The following is a 16855-nucleotide window of genomic DNA, read 5'->3' as shown; positions in this document are numbered from 1 at the left end:
GATCACACCTCTATTACTTGAGTTCCTTTTTCAACTCTAAAGCACGGTCATAGATCTTTTGCCCCGGATACCCTTGCTTTTCCATTTCGTCGATCCATTGTTGAGCAATTGGCTCCAATGCTTTTTGCCATGGAGTTAACTTATCACCAGTCAATTCAATAAATTCTGCACCATTTTTTTCAGCAAGCTCACGCCCTTTCTGGCCATCAATATCAAACACGCGGCCCGATTTTTCAGACGCAGCCATTCCTGTTAAGCTATTCAACAGTTCTTTATCTGAATCTGATAAGCTATTATAAGTGTCAGAATTCATAACACTAAAGAAAGGTGTGGCTGAAAAGTTGCCTACAGTAATATATTTTGCTATCTCATGGAAATTAAAATTATAGAGTGTTTCCAATGGAACCATTGCAGCGTCAATAACTCCTCTTTCTAATGATTCATAGACATCGCCCATTGGCATTGATACTGGGGTAGCTCCCAATGCTTCTAAAATTTTATTTCCAAGCGGTGATGGAGAACGCACCCGTAATCCTTTTAAGTCCTCAGGAGTTTCAATTTTATGCGTTTTGCTAATAATTTGGGCAGGTTCAGCAGTGAACAAGAATAAAGGAACCGTATCCTTGTGTTCAGCTTGTATTTCTGGAAACTCTTCATAAAGAGTTTGTATAATTTTGGAACCATGTTCAGCTGTTTCGGCTAAAAATGGCAATTCAAGAACAGATACTAGCGGGAATCGTCCTGGTGTATAACCGTGTACACTTAAAGCGATATCTGCTTCACCCGTTACTGCCATATCATATTGGGATCCTGCATCCCCTAATGCATTAGCTGGATAAAGCTCATAAGTAATTCTTCCATCTGTTTGTTTTTCTAACTCACTCCCAATCCCCTCAAATATCTCTGTCTGAATTGGATGCTGACCTGGAAGGAAATGGGAAATGATTAAATTGTGTGATGTTCCTTCACTTGAATCTTTTCCAGTTTCCTGAGTTCCACTGCAAGCCGCTAACACTAATAGCATCAGCGCCAAAAACATAAAGCCTATTTTTTTTCTGAAAATTAGTTTTGTCACTTTTGATTTCCCCCTTATTGTGATGATATATGGTTATAAACCAGGATTGAGTTTTGCTCTCTCCTGTTGAAAACGTTTTCATTAATTCGTTTCTTCTAAACCTATACAGTACTAGAAGCTGCTTTCTATCCAGTCAAGTACTATAAACCAAAATTTTATTTAGCAAGCGTTTTCACATTCTTGTGAAGTGAATGCAATCTAGAATAGTGTAAATCATGTTATCGCTAGAACCTATAACTCTCTTTAAGTGGATGACGGGTAGATCTAAAGTACTTATGATCCAATAAAGGGACTAAAATTATATATCTTATCTGTAAGTTATTATATATAAAATCATATATTATTTCAATGATTTTTTTTGATAAATTTCATAAATTGATAATTTTCAGAATATAAAACTTCACATATCCTATTGAGTTTATTTTTTAGGCTGTTTTCGTAAACTTTGTGCTTTTCGACTGTCCATGAACCGAACAAAGCACGTGGTCGGACAAATGTAATTTGTCCAACCATCTCATTTTGTTCGGTTCACGTCACGCTACACGCGTGATATAGCAAGCGTGTCGCTTGCTTGGACAGTCGAAAAGCTATGGTAAAGCAACAATCTTTTAGAAAAGAGCTATTTTTTAAATCTTTTATGGACGACTTCTACACTAAAAAGAGTGCCCAATAATTTATTTTTTTGGCCACCTTTTTAATGATTGCTATGAAGTTTGTATGCCGAATCATCTTTGCGAGCGCTTCAGTTTTTTTGTATCAAAACCGCTTTCTCCTTTGTTTCTTCCAGCTTTTGATTTTTGCTACTAAACATATAAAATACAAGAATGAAAAGAATACATATTGAGGAGTAACCAAACATTTCTCTATAACCGAAGATGCCAGCAACCATGCCAAAAATCGGAGACCCAAGCGCCATCCCTAGATCCATACCCGTAAATATCATAGCATTGGCCGTTCCTTTCTTTTCACGGGCTACTAGGCTTACCGCCCATGATTGAAGGGTTGGTTGCAATATTCCATAACCAATTCCATAAAAAAAAGCTGCAGCTATTAGGACAAATAGATGATTGGCAACAGCGAGTAATAGTAAACCAATCAATCCGGAAATACTACTTGGATAAATTAAGACTTTATAACCAAAACGGTCAAAAACCTTCCCTGAAATTGGGCGGATTAGCAGCATGACAAACATAAAGATGAAAAAAAATAGCGAAATCTTTGCTCCAAGACCTACTTCTTCACCAAGGCCACCCATAAAACTAAACACCGCTCCAAACGTTATACAAAGAAAAAAAACTAAAACACTAGGAAACAATGCTTTTTTATCAAAGATATCATGGATGATAGAATGATCCATCTTCGTTTCTTTTCCAATAAAAATATTCTTTATAAATAAACTAAAGCAAAATACAGACAAAATGATAACAAGGGCCAAAAGAAGGATATTTTGAAAAGAAAAGGAATTATAAATATATAAAGCTAATGCAGGGGATAAACTGGCTCCTAAGCTTGTCGCCATACCAAAAAATCCAATCCCCTCTCCTGTTCGCTCAGTTGGAATGATAGAAGTTGCTAAAGTTGCTAATAGTGTGGTAATAATGCCAAATGCCGCTCCCTCTATAACCCTTATAATAATTAAAAAGGGGATGGATGTGCTTCCATAGCTAATCAACATACTAATAGCAACAAAGAGTAAAGTAATACTAATCGTTTTTTTTATATTTAATTGATATAAAAAAGCGCTAACAAAAGGGCGAGAAAAAATAGCAGCCATCATAAAAGCCGTTGTCATTATACCACCTAGTGCTGGTTGGCCACTTATTTGTGAAACAAAAATCGGAAATCCAGCATTTAACATGTGTAAACTAAGAAAAAATAAAAATGTTATCAAAATAACAAGAAAAAATTGTGAAGTCCATAACCTTGTTTTAATTTGAGTTATAACTCATCCTTCCTTTCTTTCAACTTAGGATGTTTTTCATATTTTTCAATGATAAGGTAAGCTGTTTGTCGTATGACAAATTTCCCCCTATTTAAAAACAAATTCAACTGAAAGAAATTCAGTTGAATTTGTTTGGGGTATTTATGAAAGTTTTTTTCGATTTCTAAAGGCTTCAGCTGTATTTAACTTGTGTTGACGGACAAATTCTTCAATTTGATTAGGCGGCGCCTTTTCCCGCAGTAAACGAATGATTTCTTCATGCTCTTTAATAGACTCTTTTGACCGCTGGGGAACAAGGGTAAAACCATATGTCCGAATACGCTTCATCCGCTGCCAAATTTGTTTAATTTGCTCTTCTAAGAAGGTATTGCCGCAATTTTCATAAATTAATGTGTGAAACTGATAATTTAATTCACTAAATAATTCAAATTCAAAATCTATAAGCGACTGTCTCATTTTTTCATTTAGTTCTTCTAATTGTTTAATTGTCTCCTCCTTTATGAAATTTGAACTTAAAACAGTCGCATATCCTTCTAATACCGCCAAAACAGATATCGTTTGCAAATACTCTTTTTCATTAATATTGCTAACAACTGCACCGCTATATGGTTTGTACTGAATCAATCCCTCTGCTTCTAATTGGCGGATAGCCTCCCTTACAGGAATACTGCTAAGATTTAATTCCTTAGCAATTTGATCAATAACAATTCGGTATCCGGGACCATAGGAACCGTTTTCAATTCGAGAAAGAATGTATTCATATGCCATTTGTGTTTTGTTTTTTACACCCTGTTTCATATTTATATCCTATACTAAATAATATATATTAACAAGTATTCAATACTTTTTAGCCTTGCTGAGCCGAAACAGTTGAACCTGTTTTTGATTTACCAAACTGTGGAATATGGTGATCGCCAATGGCTACATGAATAACTTTAGGTTCTGTATAAAATTCGAATGCGTAATGTCCTCCTTCTCTTCCGATTCCACTATCCTTTGTCCCTCCAAACGGAATACGAAGATCACGGACATTTTGGGCATTAATCCAGATCATACCTGCTTCAATCGCACGTGATACCCGGTGTCCTCTCTTAATATCATTGGTCCAAACAAAACCTGCTAACCCATATTTTATATCATTTGCCATTGAAATGACTTCCTGTTCGGTTTCAAACTCAATCACAGCCATCACAGGACCGAAAATTTCTTCCTGGCACACTCTCATTTCATTTCTTGCGTTTAATAATAATGTTGGTGGTACAAAATTTCCTTTTTTAAATTCTTCTGGAACGACCCCTTGAACCACTTCGCAGCCTTCTTCTTTCGCTAATTCGATATATGAATTTACTTTGTCAAAATGTTTCTTTTCGATTAAAGGACCAAGCTCCGTGGAAGGATCCATTGGATCGCCAATTTTGATATTGGCTACACGTTCTTTTAATGCTTCAACGAATTGATCTTTAATATTTTTATGAAGAAACACACGAGCATTTGAAGTACAACGTTCACCATTAAAAGAGAAGATTCCCCATATAGCCGCATCCAATGCGCGATCTAAATCAGCATCGTCAAATACAATCAAAGGAGATTTTCCTCCCAGCTCCATTGACGTTTTCTTTAACGTGTCTGCTGAACTTTTAATAATGGTAGATCCCGTTGTCGTTTCTCCTGTGAAAGAAATGGCTTTTACATCCGGATGGGCTGTTAATGAAGCACCAGCTGTTTCTCCAAACCCATGCACAACATTGAAAACACCTGCCGGCAATCCAGACTTATGAATGATTTCAGCTAATCTATTAGCAGTTAATGGGGAGAGTTCAGCTGGTTTTAAAACAACCGTGTTGCCTGTTGCTAAAGCTGGAGCAACCTTCCATGTTTCTAGCATAAATGGTGCATTCCATGGTGTAATTAAGCCTATTACCCCTAACGGCTCATAAACCGTATAGTTGAGAAACAAATCATCTACAGGGTAGCTTTCACCATGTAATTTTGTTTGCACCATTCGTGCATAAAAGCGAAAGTTTTCAGCAGCGCGAGCTACTTGTTTTTTCGTTTGGCTAATAGGAAGTCCCGTATCTAATGATTCTAAAACAGCAATTTCTTCTGCTTCCTCTTCAATTAAGTCAGCGATTTTGTAGATGTATTTCATCCGTTCATCTAATTTCATCGATCCCCATGGACCAAGTTCAAAGGCATTTTTAGCTGCTTGTACGGCAAGATCGATATCTTCCTTAAACCCTTCAGCTACTTCATTAATGACGTCGTTGTTAAAAGGGTTAAAATTCTGAAAGCTTTTATTAGCTACTCCTTCAACGAATTCTCCATTTATATAATGAAGAACTTTCCCAACCTGATATTCGGTCATTTTTTCCCCTCCCAGTATCTTTACTTTTGGCTGTTTTCGTAAACTTTGTTGCTTTTCGACTGCCCATGAACCGAACAAAGCACGTGGTTGGTCCAATTACATTTGTCCGACCATCGTCTTTTGTTCGGTTCACGTCACACTAAAGTGTGACATAGCAAGCATGTCGCTTGCCTGGACAGTCGAAAATCTATGGTTGTAAAGCAACAATCTTTTAGAAAAGAGCCTTACTTTTTATATCGCTTGTGAATATTATTATGTTTGTAGGTACCAAATTTGCTAAATTCATATAGTTCTAAAGACAAGGCAAGATACCGTTTTTCATAAAGCTCTGAAAAATGATCTTTTATAACGGCAAAAATTTCATCACAAACAGCTTTCTTATCTTCATCAGAACGTCCGGCCCCAATTTTTAACGTTCCATGGACAAAAGCATCATTTTCCGTTCCATCCGCAACAAAATAATGTTTTAATTCTATCGCTCTTGATCGTATACCCCCGATTGGGAATATATCACTCCGTGAAATAAGCACTTGATTAATTTTTTTTAATAAATCTGGAATGTTCGCTTCGTCTTTAATATTGTCCGTATATTCTAATATAAAATGCGGCATTTAACGTCTCCCCTTTAAAATTTTCAAATGGTATCCTAAGGAGATCTCTATTAAATTAAATTAAGTAATTGACTAATCGTCCAATTCCTTCTATTTCTGTTACGACTTCATCTCCAGCCTTCACATTGACAGATCCTTTCGGTGTTCCAGTCAGGATCATATCCCCACGATTAAGAGTCATATAGCTGCTTAAATATTCAATTAATTTTGGAATCGTAAAAATCATATCTCGAGTGCTACCTTCTTGTACCAATGTACCATTTACAAATGTTCGCAATGTTAAATTCATCGGATCGGCTACGTCCTCTTTATCGACAAGCCAAGGGCCAATTGGTGTGCACGTATCACGGTTTTTAACACGAAAATTCGGACGATAATAGTTTTCTAAGTAATCTCGAATCGCATAGTCATTCGCAACGGTGTATCCTAACACATAATCGTAAGCATCTTCCGCCTTCACATTTCGAGCCATTTTCCCAATAACCGCCACTAATTCACATTCATAATGCATAAACGTTGCATCACTAGGCCTTTTCGTTTCAGAACGATGACCAATAAGAGTATTGGGGCCTTTTAAAAAAACAAGCGGTTCTTTCGGGGCCTCAAATAAAAGCTCTTTTGCGTGATCCGCATAGTTTAATCCTAAGGCAAAAATGGTTCTTGGCTGTACTGGCGGAAGCCAAACCACTTCCCCCTCCTTAACAATACGGCCGTCGCTTAATTTAAGAAAACCATTATCCTCTACTGCATCATAGACTGTTCCATTAAAGGCAACACGTGAGCGTTTCATCTTAAAGCCCCCCTCATCCATTCGTTCTCATGTACAACAGAATTTTCAAGACTACCAATACCTTCAATTTCAATTCGCACCTTATCTCCTGCTGTCACAATGGGGGCATTTTCGGGAACTCCTACTAACAATACATCTCCCTGATAAAACGTCATAAAATCAGTAATATCAGCAATTAACTGCTCAACAGGACGTATTAAATTTCCTGTATGATTGCTCTGAACTAAATTTCCATTCACTTCTACTTGAATATTTAATGTGTTGGGATTGTCGATTGCTTTTTTATCAATTACCCATGGCCCAATCGGAGAAAAACCATCTCTTGCCCGTTCTTTTATAGCTGGACGATAAATGCTTTCATGCGGAATCGTAACATCATTTACAATCGTATAACCGACCACATAATCGAGGGCGTTTTCTACATTTACCTTTGTTGCCATTTTGCCAAAGACAACCCCCAGAGCTGCTCCCATTTGTAAATGAGACGCATCTTGTGGCAACGGGATCGAACCTCCACAAATGTTTAATGTATTGGCAGGCTTTATATATAAAATAGGAGCTTTCGGGGGTTCTTGATAAGGAGGATGTTCCATTTTTTCACGATATTTTTCATATTCTCCTTCATAATTTAGCAAAACCCCATATATCGTACCGGATATAGGCGCTTCCAATAAAATCTCATTAGCACGATAAGAAGCACCGTTTAATATAACTGTATTGTTTACTGGGTCTACCTCAGCTTCCGTTATATGAGGCATTCCCGATATTTTTAAAAAAGCCTTAACCATTTGCCTCACCCCTTGATTGACTATGCGACACTCCTTTACTACAAAATGTTAGCTTTTCACTTTGCTTAACAATTGATATTTCACTAATGTTTGCTTTATTTTTTCTTGATTTTCCTCTGATGGCAGGTCAAGTGGGAGTCTGAGCTTTGGTGTAATTTTACCAAGCATTCCTAATGCTGCCTTAACTGGCCCTGGATTCGTTTCAATAAATAAAACATCATTTAACTCCATTAATTCAAAATGAAGGTCCTGAGCTCGTTTCACATCCCCTTCAAACCAAGCATTATGCATTTCAGCTACTTTTCCTGGAACGATATTTGCTGTTGCACTAATAGATCCAGCTCCTCCAATAGCTAACATTGGATAGCATAATAGCTCAATACCAGAGAATAGGAGGAAGTCTCTTCCGCAAGCGTGCAGTACACGGTTTACATGTTCAAAGTCTTTATTGGATTCTTTTACACCAATAATATTTGAACAGTCCTCTGCTAAACGGGCCATCGTTTGGACTTCTAAATTCATGGCTGTTCGTCCTGGAATGTTGTAAATAATAATCGGTATATCTACAGAATCTGCGATAGCTTTAAAGTGTTTATATAATGCATGCTGCGACGGCTTATTATAATAAGGAACAATCACCATTGCCGCATCTGCCCCAATTTCCTGAGCGAATTTCGTTAATTCAAGAGCTTCAGCATGGTTAGTCGATCCAGTTGCAGGTACAAATGGCACACGCCCGTTTACTGTTTCTTTCGCCATCTTCATGACTTGTTTCCGTTCTTCAATTGTTAAAGAACTCGGTTCCCCTGATGTTCCCGTTACAGAAATCCCGTGACTTCCGCTTTCAATTTGCCAATTAATTAAACCTTTCATTGTTTCAAAGTCGATATTCCCATCTTGATCAAAAGGTGTCACCACTGGTGCAATCGAACCTTTTAATCTTTGTTTTATTTCTTCGTAAGACATAGATATATACCTCCTATCGTTATTCTCATAAATAATTTCGAAAAAACTGAAAACTTTACTTTATTATATATATAATCATATATGATTTCAAATAAAAAAATAATCGTTATATAGCTAACTGCATATTTTCGAAAAAGTTTTTTATATCTTTTATTGGTAATCTCTTTATAAATTTTATTTTCGCGATCTCATCGCTACTCATATCATCAAATCCAATCACAGCACCTTCTAAAATATTAAGAGTTTTTTCTGATATATGAATCATACAATTATATATGCTGCCCTCCAATACTAATCGAGCATCATAAATACCTGATTTCGGAAGCATATATTCTTCATTTATTAGAATTTTAAAAGATTTTGCCCCCTTAGTTTGCTCTGACAATTGATGAATAGTACCTAATATTGAATAGTAATCTCCCAAATAATAAGGAATCTCATGTACCATACCTGAAATGAGCAAATGGCGAATCATTGTAGAGCTTATTTTTTTATTTTTATATTTCATTTCCGAAACAGCTGTGACTTCAAATAACCCTTTTCCACCCTCTTCTAGTCTCTGCATATTTCCTTTCCCTTTATAGCCGAACGTAAAGTCGAAACCAGCAACCGCATGTTTGCACATTAACTTTTTAAGAAATTGGTGCACAAATTGCTCATGGGTTATTTTCGCAAAATCCATATCAAAGTTTACAATGAATAATTTTTCAACTCCTAATTCAGCAAAAATTTCTTTTTTGACTGAAAGAGGAGAAAGATATGAACACACTTTCTTATCTGTTTGAATAATTTGACTTGGATGTGGAAAAAACGTCATAACAGCCAGTGTTAAATTTTTTTCTATTGCAATTTGCTTGGCTGTTTCAATAATTTTTCTATGACCTAAATGGATACCATCAAAAAAACCTAGAGCCATGACACATGGTTCAAATTGATGGTCATGAAAACTCATTTTCCTATCGATATGGATGACCTCCATCGATTCACCCCACATTCGAAGGATTAGCTATATTTCTATATTTTCCTTCAAAGAATAACAATGGATCTCCATCATTCATATGAATATTTGTTACTTTGCCAATATATAAAGTATGGTCGCCAGCAATATGCGCATCATATACATCACATAAAATGCTTGCTAGCGAGTTCGGTAAAATTGGATGGCCATCAATCCAATCAAAATCTACTTTTCGATCTTCCTTTAACTGTCCCGCAAAAAGCATTGACATTTCCTTCTGATCTTCAGACAAAATGTTGACCGTAAACTTTCCGGTCTCTTTAATCATTTCATTCATTTTAGCCTTTTCACCAACAGAAATAAGAACTAGCTTCGGATCTAACGATACAGACATAAATGCATTTGCGGTCATTCCACGTACTTCTCCATTTTGAGAAGTCGTAATAACGGTCACTCCTGTTGCAAATTTCCCCATTGCATTTCTAAATGTACGATCATCCATCTCTTTCATCCTCCTTCATTTTTGCCCGTTCCTGTTTAGGCATTTTCTCCATCTTTTCACAAAGCTTGAATGTAGCAAATCGCCATTTATTTTCTATTATTTGGATAAAAAGGAGGAGCAAATTGTTCTGCTCCTACCAAAGCTCGATTCATGACCGCTACTCTTTTCTTATAAAACTACTTAACATTTATACGCCTTAATCAATCTAATCATGTAACTGTAGTTTTGTATATTATCATATATAATATTATATATTATAAACGGGATAGATGAAAATGATTCATTCTCTAACTTTAGTAACTTGTAACTTTTGAAGTTCCTAAAAATTCACGAACCAAGTTTTTATAATAATCTTTTTCATAATTATCAAAGTAAACCATGCCCATGCGGATTGGGTCGCCAAAGAAATAGTATTCATAATGGATTTGACGACTTCCAAATGCACTCATCGTCATATCCCAAGCTAAGCGGAATAATTGCACTCGCTCATATCCATCAATATTTGCTCCTTGCATCGCTCTTCTGACAATTGGACCGATTTCTTCATGATTGAAATCTGCTTCTGTCGGGATAGCCATTAATCCAGAAGCTCCTAAAATACGTAAAATTTCTGTTAAACGCGGATATATCCTTGGATACCAATTTCGTGCAGCATCAAGCGCCTCGAAGTCTGGTGTCATCGTTCCCCATTTATCAAGCTTTGCATTATGCTCCGCTCGATATAGATGACTGCGCATAGTCTCAAGCACTAGCATTATTTCGGTTCCTTTATCTTTTACATGCTGAAACTGCTCAATTCCAATTGCATCGATAATGGATAATACGACACCAAGGAGAAATTCGGTTTTAACAACATTTTTTGATACAACTTGGTGTGACATATGAACGACAGCGTTTGTGTCGCGGAATGTTCTATTACAAATAGATGAATTACCACAAACAAATACGCGTTCCCATGGCACGAATACGTTTTCAAAAGAAACGATTGCATCTCCTTCTTCAAATCGAGAACCTAGTGGATGATCCCAATGACTTTTTTCATAATCAAAGGCTTCACGACAAATAAATTTTAAACCAGGAGTATTGTTTGGAATAGCAAATGCTAATGAATAAGGATCATCTTTTTCTCCTGCTTTTTTCACAGTTGATGGAAATACTAAAATTTCATCCGTTATACCGCCTTGTGTAGCTAACAAACGAATCCCATCGACAATAATTCCATCTTTATTTTTTTCGACTAGATGTAAGGAAACATTCGCATCCTTTTGTTCATGCTGAGCTTTGGAACGGTTGACTTGCGGATGAATTAAAGTATGTGTTAAAGAAATATCATTTTCTCTGGCATATTCATAATACTTTCTTGCATTTTCAGCAAACATCGGGTCATCTTCAGCAAAAAGATCGTTTGCCACTCCCATTGCCATTACTTCTGCGTTCAAATAATCAGGAGAACGCCCCATCATACCGGCTGAAGTACGTGCCCATTCTTGTATCGCTTCACGTCTTGCAATTAATTCTTCTTTCGTTCTTGGCTGAATATACGTCATCCCAACTTTTTCTCCAGTTGTTGGTGAAGTATAAAGCATTTTTTCTGGCTTTTCATATTGAAGATCGTAAAGTCTTGCCATCGAATCAATCACATTTTTAAAGGCCGGATGCTCTGTGACGTCGTCCACTTTTTCCCCGTGAATGTAAATATTGTTTTTTGATTTTTTTATCCGTTCTTTATACTCTTTACCTGTTTTTGCTGGCATTTCCCATCCCCTCCTAAAGATTATTGTGAAAGCGGATACAATTCAACAAGAAGATTAGAGTTTTTTAAAAACTTTTAGTTATTAGAATCTTCAAAAATAATATAACATACGATATCATATATGAAAAATATTAAAATTGTTTGTTTTTTATATAAAAAAAATATACATGGGGATTGGGTGATAGCGTTGATTGATATCAAACAGCTTAAATATTTTTCAACGATTGTTGAAGAAGGACAGATTACACGGGCTGCAAAAAAACTGCATATGGCGCAGCCGCCATTAAGTCAATCCTTGAAACAGTTAGAAGAAACACTCGGGATTACATTGTTAGATAGAAAAGGGAAGAAACTTGAGCTAACGGAAGCTGGGAAAATATTTTATCAAAGGACAAAACATTTCCTTCATCAGTTAGATGAAATGATTCTAGAAGTTCAAGAAACAAGCAGCGGATTAAGAGGCACCCTTTCCATAGGATGTGTTAAATCATGCTTTTATTATTTACCGAAAACGTTACGGAATTTTCACGACAAATTCCCCAATGTTAAAATCCACCTTAGAGAAGGTGATACTTTTCTTATAAGTGAGTTTCTACAAAATAGAGATATTGAAGTAGGAATTGTACGATTACCTATTGGCTCTGATGAATATGAAACAATTCAACTTCCTAGTGATCCATATGTGGCAGTTTTACCAAAATCATGGAATTATGAACGTCACTCTATTCGAATGCGAGATATGAAAGAAATACCCTTGCTCCTTTTACATCGGGTAAGCGGCAAAGGGCAGTATGAAATGGTCGTGAACGAATGTCAACACCATGGATTTAAGCCGACAGTCGTGTGTGAGTGTCCTGATGTCACTATTCTATTTTCTTTAGTTGCAGCAGGTGTAGGTGCAACCATTGTCCCAAAATCAGCAGTCTCAACTTTTCAACTACCGAACATCACAATGCTTGAGATCGAGGATTCGTCTATTCAAGCAGAAGCCGCCATTATTTTTCAAAAAAACCGTTACTTATCGAAAAGTGCTACCAATTTTCTTGAAATGCTAAAATCTGAGTTGGTTCATTTATGAATAAGCTGTCCTAGGGTCTGGTCCTAGGACATACAGCTTACGTTTTCTTTTATTATCCCAATTTATTCTTTCCTCTTCATTCATGAACAAGCTATGAATCTTTTGAACAAAACTTTCATTAAAATCAATGTACTTTGCAACCTCTTCTTAAGAAATAGTGTTTTGTCCATCTTGATTGTGAATACGGTCAGATTGGTGGGCAATTTGATTTATCTTCTTTGATATATTTCGTCATTTGAGTTTTCACCAACATATTATCAGAATACTTAATCTTACATATTGTTAAACAAATTTCTGTCCAAAATACTTTACAAATCGCAACTCATATACATAACAACAAATGGGGCTGCTTATAACCAAAAATAATTGACTTACAAGCAGCCCTTTTTTAGTCACTTTCAGTTAATCCAAACATCCTCGCGCCGACTAGCTTGTGTTATTTTCCGTTTATCAGTGAAGGGAGAGAGACGATCCATTCGGCTTTTCCTTCTACAATAAAGTCCTTTATGGCAGCTGGTATGATAAAATGGTCTCCTTTTTTCCATTCATATGCTTCGTCGTTTATGATGACTTTTCCTTCTCCATCGATGACACTGACGATTAAAAACGGGGCATTTCGGGTTAAAGCGGCTGTTCCATTGATTTCCCATTTATAGACGGAAAAGTATTCAGCTTCGATAAATGTTGTAATCCGTACACCTTCTTTTTCTTCTGTCAAAATGTTTAGCACTGGATCGTTATGGGGAATGGTTGTGACATCAATCGCTTTTTCCAGATGGAGCTCACGCTTGTTTCCGTTTGCATCAACGCGATCATAATCGTAAACTCGATAAGTTGTGTCAGAGCTTTGCTGTGTTTCAAGAACAAGAGTTCCTTCACAAAGTGCATGAATCGTTCCGCTTGGGACATAGAAGAAGTCACCTGGTTTTATTTTGACTCTGCGAAGCAGGTCGTTCCACTTGCCGTTTTCAATCATTTCAACAAGCTCTTCCTTGCTTTTCGCGTTATGACCATAAACCATTTCCGCATTTTCTTTACAGTCAATGATATACCAACACTCTGTTTTCCCGAATTCGCCATTTTCATGTTCATTGGCATACTCATCATCCGGGTGAACTTGTACGGACAAATCTTTATTCGCATCTAAAATTTTCGTTAATAACGGAAACTTTTCTCCTTCAAGGTTGCCAAACAATTCACGATGGTCATCCCAAAGTTCACCAAGTGTTTTTCCTTTGAACTCACCCTCTGCGACAATACTTTGTCCATTTGGATGAGCGGAAATCGCCCAGCACTCTCCTGTCGTATTTGATGGAATGTCATAACCAAATTGTTCTTTAAGCGCTGCTCCGCCCCAAATGCGATCTTTGAAAATAGGTTTTAAAAAAATAGGTTGGTGCTTCATTATATGTTTCTTCCTTTCTATTAATAAAAGAGATAGAAAAACCGAATGATATCTCGTTCATTTTTCAATATCTATATTGAACAAAAAAATATGGAAATTCAAGAAATAATATCACCGTACACCGTGTATGTGCACAAACATACTTGAATATACTGTTATAATAACCTTTTTTTATATTGGAGATGATCAACAATGGTATGGGCCATTCTGATTGGCGCCTGGGTAATGGGTGTAATCGGGTATATAAGCTTATTTCAAGCCGCTAAAAGGGCAGATGACATGAGTGAAGAATACTGGCGCAAAAAGAAATAGGATATTCTATATTTTTATGAATCTGTGTAAGTACATGAAACATGTACTGTCTAAAATTTGTCGAATACAATCCAAAGTGTGTCGAATACGATCCAAAGTGTGTCGAATACAATCCAAACTAAACAATTTACTGTCCTAAACTAACTTAGTGAACCATTATCAGATCCAAAAAATTAGCCGGAACAACCGGCTACAACATCCGAACTGACTATATATTCGTTTGGTCAATCGTCCGTAAATAATCTGCTTCGGTCCTAAATATTCAAAATACACATTTATTCAATCGTGTTTAACAATTGATACGCTTCTTCATTTGTTTGTACCGCTAACAATTGCTCTCTAAACGTCTCATCCATTAATTTACGTGAAAGCATTTGAAGAATTTTTAAATGTTCATTCCCAGCACTTTCTTCCGGAACGGCAATCATAAAAATCAATTTTGCTGGTGTACCGTCAACACTATCCCAGTCAACACCTTCCTTTTGCAAACCAAATGCAACACTAGGCTTTAAAACAAATTTTGATTTTCCATGAGGGATAGCAATGGAAAAGCCAATACCTGTTGAACCTTCTTTTTCTCGTTTTAAAATGACTTTTTTAAACTTCCTGCTTGACTTTAAAACGCCAGATGAATCCAACTTTTCAATTAACTCATCAATGATTTCATCTTTCGTTGTACCCTTTAAATGTACATCGATTAATTCTAAGCTTGTGAGATCGGATAAATTCATGATTGATATAACTCCTTTCAGTTCGAATAGTATTGGCTTGCCGATATATACTAGTTCCAACGGCAAGCCAAATTTACAAGACTACACTCCGAAATCTTCTTTGATCATTAAACATCTTTTTTCAATGCATTTACCATGAAAGCCGTTACGATAACACCAATAATAATCGCAACGAAAAACATCATCCAATTATCAACCGCACCTAAAACAGCTACGACTGGACCTCCATGTGGAACGTTATCTCCGACATTGCTTAACATCGCAATCACTGCTCCAACCATCGAACCTACCATAATCGATGGAATGACGCGCAATGGATCCTTTGCCGCAAATGGAATCGCGCCTTCTGTAATACCTACAAGACCCATCGCTAAAGCAGCCTTACCAGCTTCCAGTTCTTCTTTTTCGTATTTTTTCTTATTTAACAATGTTGCAAGACCCATTCCTAACGGTGGAATACAAATAGCTGTTGCAATTGCTCCCATGATATAAGGGTTTCCTTCACTAATCATCGATGCCCCGAACAAGAATGCTACTTTGTTGACAGGTCCTCCCATATCAAAGGCAATCATAGCACCTAAAATCATGGCAAGTACGATGCTGCTAGCACCTTGCATACTATTTAAGAAATCCGTTAAACCACTCATAATGCCAGAAATCGGTTGTCCAATTATGAAAATAAATAGTGCTGCTACGACTAACGTACTTAAAATTGGAATAATTAAAATCGGCATGATTGGTTGAATGGCTTTCGGAACTTTCCAAGTTTTAATCCATTTTGCTACATAACCTGCAATAAAACCAGCAACAATACCGCCTAAAAATCCAGCTCCTGCTTCGCTGCCATAAAAACTTCCATTCGCTGCAATATAACCGCCGATCATCCCAGGTGCTAAACCAGGTCGGTCAGCAATACTCATGGCAATGAATCCAGCGAGAATCGGAACCATAAATGTAAAGCCGGCAACCCCAACATTTAAGACAGAATTCCAAAATTCGCTTTTTACTTGCAAGCCTTCACCTGTCGGGTCGCCACCAATTGCGAGCGATAAGGCGATCAAAAGACCACCTACGACAACAAACGGAATCATATAAGAGACACCGTTCATTAAATGGCGGTAAACAGGATTTTGTTTTGCTTTCATTTCCTTTTTATATTCTTCTACAGATTTGACGCCTGATTGATACACTTCGACATTTCCATCAATGAAACGCTGAATCAGTTTTTCTGGATGGCGAATTCCTTCTTGAACGCCAACTTCAAGTAATTTTTTTCCGACAAATCGCGATTTATCAACGGTCTTATCAGCAGCAATAATAATTCCATCTGCTTCTTCAATTTCTTGTTTCGTTAACTCATTTTCTACTCCAATGGACCCTTGTGTTTCAACCTTCATTTCAACTCCAAGTTGATCCGCAGCCTTTTGAAGATTTTCAGCTGCCATATACGTATGAGCAATCCCGTTAGGACAAGAGGTAATAGCTAATATTTTCATTCGAATTCCCTCCTTTGTTGTAGTAATCGCTTACACCTTTACTATACAAGGGAATTCGATCGGAAAAAGAACAATTTTTTACC

At 36.7% G+C, this 16855-nt stretch carries 15 protein-coding genes; 1 reads left to right on the top strand and 14 read right to left on the bottom strand.

What is annotated here, in order from left to right:
• Positions 1–13: 13 nt before the first annotated feature.
• From J2S06_RS09775 to hpaB, 11 genes are all read right to left on the bottom strand, one after another.
• Positions 14–1075, bottom strand: coding sequence for a TRAP transporter substrate-binding protein (locus J2S06_RS09775; RefSeq protein WP_235356918.1), 1062 nt, complete (start codon positions 1073–1075; stop codon positions 14–16).
• 742 nt (positions 1076–1817) lie between these two features.
• Entirely contained in the window at positions 1818–2966 is a 1149-nt protein-coding gene (locus J2S06_RS09770) for an MFS transporter (protein WP_419152154.1), read from the bottom strand.
• Positions 2967–3158: 192 nt separating this feature from the next.
• Positions 3159–3815, bottom strand: a complete 657-nt coding sequence (locus J2S06_RS09765; RefSeq protein WP_044747132.1) for a GntR family transcriptional regulator — start codon at positions 3813–3815, stop codon at positions 3159–3161.
• A gap of 49 nt (positions 3816–3864) precedes the next feature.
• The gene (hpaE, locus tag J2S06_RS09760; protein WP_044747131.1) at positions 3865–5382 is read right to left on the bottom strand and encodes a 5-carboxymethyl-2-hydroxymuconate semialdehyde dehydrogenase; all 1518 of its coding nucleotides are present in this window, start codon (positions 5380–5382) and stop codon (positions 3865–3867) included.
• A gap of 224 nt (positions 5383–5606) precedes the next feature.
• Positions 5607–5993 carry a 5-carboxymethyl-2-hydroxymuconate Delta-isomerase gene (locus J2S06_RS09755; RefSeq protein WP_044895514.1) on the bottom strand — a complete coding sequence of 129 codons (387 nt, stop codon included), beginning with the start codon at positions 5991–5993 and terminating at the stop codon, positions 5607–5609.
• A 55-nt stretch (positions 5994–6048) separates the two neighbouring features.
• Positions 6049–6783, bottom strand: coding sequence for a fumarylacetoacetate hydrolase family protein (locus tag J2S06_RS09750; RefSeq protein ID WP_044895513.1), 735 nt, complete (start codon positions 6781–6783; stop codon positions 6049–6051).
• Positions 6780–7571, bottom strand: coding sequence for a fumarylacetoacetate hydrolase family protein (locus tag J2S06_RS09745; RefSeq protein ID WP_419152153.1), 792 nt, complete (start codon positions 7569–7571; stop codon positions 6780–6782). The genes J2S06_RS09750 and J2S06_RS09745 overlap by 4 nt, the downstream gene beginning before the upstream one ends.
• Positions 7572–7619: 48 nt before the next feature.
• Positions 7620–8537: a 2,4-dihydroxyhept-2-ene-1,7-dioic acid aldolase gene (gene hpaI, locus J2S06_RS09740; protein ID WP_419152152.1), complete on the bottom strand. Its 918-nt coding sequence runs from the start codon at positions 8535–8537 to the stop codon at positions 7620–7622.
• A 106-nt stretch (positions 8538–8643) separates the two neighbouring features.
• Positions 8644–9489, bottom strand: coding sequence for an adenylyltransferase/cytidyltransferase family protein (locus J2S06_RS09735; RefSeq protein WP_419152162.1), 846 nt, complete (start codon positions 9487–9489; stop codon positions 8644–8646).
• 31 nt (positions 9490–9520) lie between these two features.
• Complete coding sequence (locus tag J2S06_RS09730) at positions 9521–9997, bottom strand: flavin reductase family protein (RefSeq protein WP_044895510.1); 477 nt, start codon at positions 9995–9997, stop codon at positions 9521–9523.
• A 293-nt stretch (positions 9998–10290) separates the two neighbouring features.
• Complete coding sequence (hpaB, locus tag J2S06_RS09725) at positions 10291–11751, bottom strand: 4-hydroxyphenylacetate 3-monooxygenase, oxygenase component (protein WP_044895509.1); 1461 nt, start codon at positions 11749–11751, stop codon at positions 10291–10293.
• Positions 11752–11937: 186 nt separating this feature from the next.
• Here hpaB and J2S06_RS09720 point away from each other — a divergent pair, with 186 nt between their 5' ends.
• Positions 11938–12828, top strand: coding sequence for a LysR family transcriptional regulator (locus tag J2S06_RS09720; protein WP_419152161.1), 891 nt, complete (start codon positions 11938–11940; stop codon positions 12826–12828).
• Positions 12829–13264: 436 nt separating this feature from the next.
• Here J2S06_RS09720 and manA read toward each other — a convergent pair whose 3' ends face one another.
• The 3 genes from manA to J2S06_RS09705 form a co-directional block, all read right to left on the bottom strand.
• Positions 13265–14233 (bottom strand): mannose-6-phosphate isomerase, class I, encoded by a 969-nt coding sequence (gene manA / locus J2S06_RS09715; protein WP_419152151.1) that lies wholly within the window; start codon positions 14231–14233, stop codon positions 13265–13267.
• Positions 14234–14820: 587 nt separating this feature from the next.
• Positions 14821–15276, bottom strand: a complete 456-nt coding sequence (locus J2S06_RS09710) for a PTS sugar transporter subunit IIA (protein ID WP_044895507.1) — start codon at positions 15274–15276, stop codon at positions 14821–14823.
• 107 nt (positions 15277–15383) lie between these two features.
• Positions 15384–16772, bottom strand: coding sequence for a PTS fructose transporter subunit IIC (locus tag J2S06_RS09705; protein WP_044895506.1), 1389 nt, complete (start codon positions 16770–16772; stop codon positions 15384–15386).
• Positions 16773–16855: the final 83 nt, after the last annotated feature.

Source organism: Bacillus alveayuensis, from assembly GCA_030812955.1.
GTDB lineage: Bacteria > Bacillota > Bacilli > Bacillales > Aeribacillaceae > Bacillus_CB > Bacillus_CB alveayuensis.
The sequence above is the reverse complement of the archived record's forward strand: the minus strand, read 5'-3'. Positions and strand labels throughout refer to the sequence as shown.

Bases quoted from the DNA above. Each gene is read 5' to 3' on its own strand.
- J2S06_RS09745 (WP_419152153.1), bottom strand. From the start codon at position 7,571: ATGGTTAAGGCTTTTTTAAAAATATCGGGAATGCCTCATATAACGGAA.
- J2S06_RS09710 (WP_044895507.1), bottom strand. From the start codon at position 15,276: ATGAATTTATCCGATCTCACAAGCTTAGAATTAATCGATGTACATTTA.
- hpaB (WP_044895509.1), bottom strand. From the start codon at position 11,751: ATGCCAGCAAAAACAGGTAAAGAGTATAAAGAACGGATAAAAAAATCA.
- J2S06_RS09765 (WP_044747132.1), bottom strand. From the start codon at position 3,815: ATGAAACAGGGTGTAAAAAACAAAACACAAATGGCATATGAATACATT.
- J2S06_RS09755 (WP_044895514.1), bottom strand. From the start codon at position 5,993: ATGCCGCATTTTATATTAGAATATACGGACAATATTAAAGACGAAGCG.
- hpaI (WP_419152152.1), bottom strand. From the start codon at position 8,537: ATGTCTTACGAAGAAATAAAACAAAGATTAAAAGGTTCGATTGCACCA.
- J2S06_RS09750 (WP_044895513.1), bottom strand. From the start codon at position 6,783: ATGAAACGCTCACGTGTTGCCTTTAATGGAACAGTCTATGATGCAGTA.
- J2S06_RS09735 (WP_419152162.1), bottom strand. From the start codon at position 9,489: ATGAGTTTTCATGACCATCAATTTGAACCATGTGTCATGGCTCTAGGT.
- J2S06_RS09705 (WP_044895506.1), bottom strand. From the start codon at position 16,772: ATGAAAATATTAGCTATTACCTCTTGTCCTAACGGGATTGCTCATACG.
- hpaE (WP_044747131.1), bottom strand. From the start codon at position 5,382: ATGACCGAATATCAGGTTGGGAAAGTTCTTCATTATATAAATGGAGAA.
- manA (WP_419152151.1), bottom strand. From the start codon at position 14,233: ATGAAGCACCAACCTATTTTTTTAAAACCTATTTTCAAAGATCGCATT.
- J2S06_RS09730 (WP_044895510.1), bottom strand. From the start codon at position 9,997: ATGGATGATCGTACATTTAGAAATGCAATGGGGAAATTTGCAACAGGA.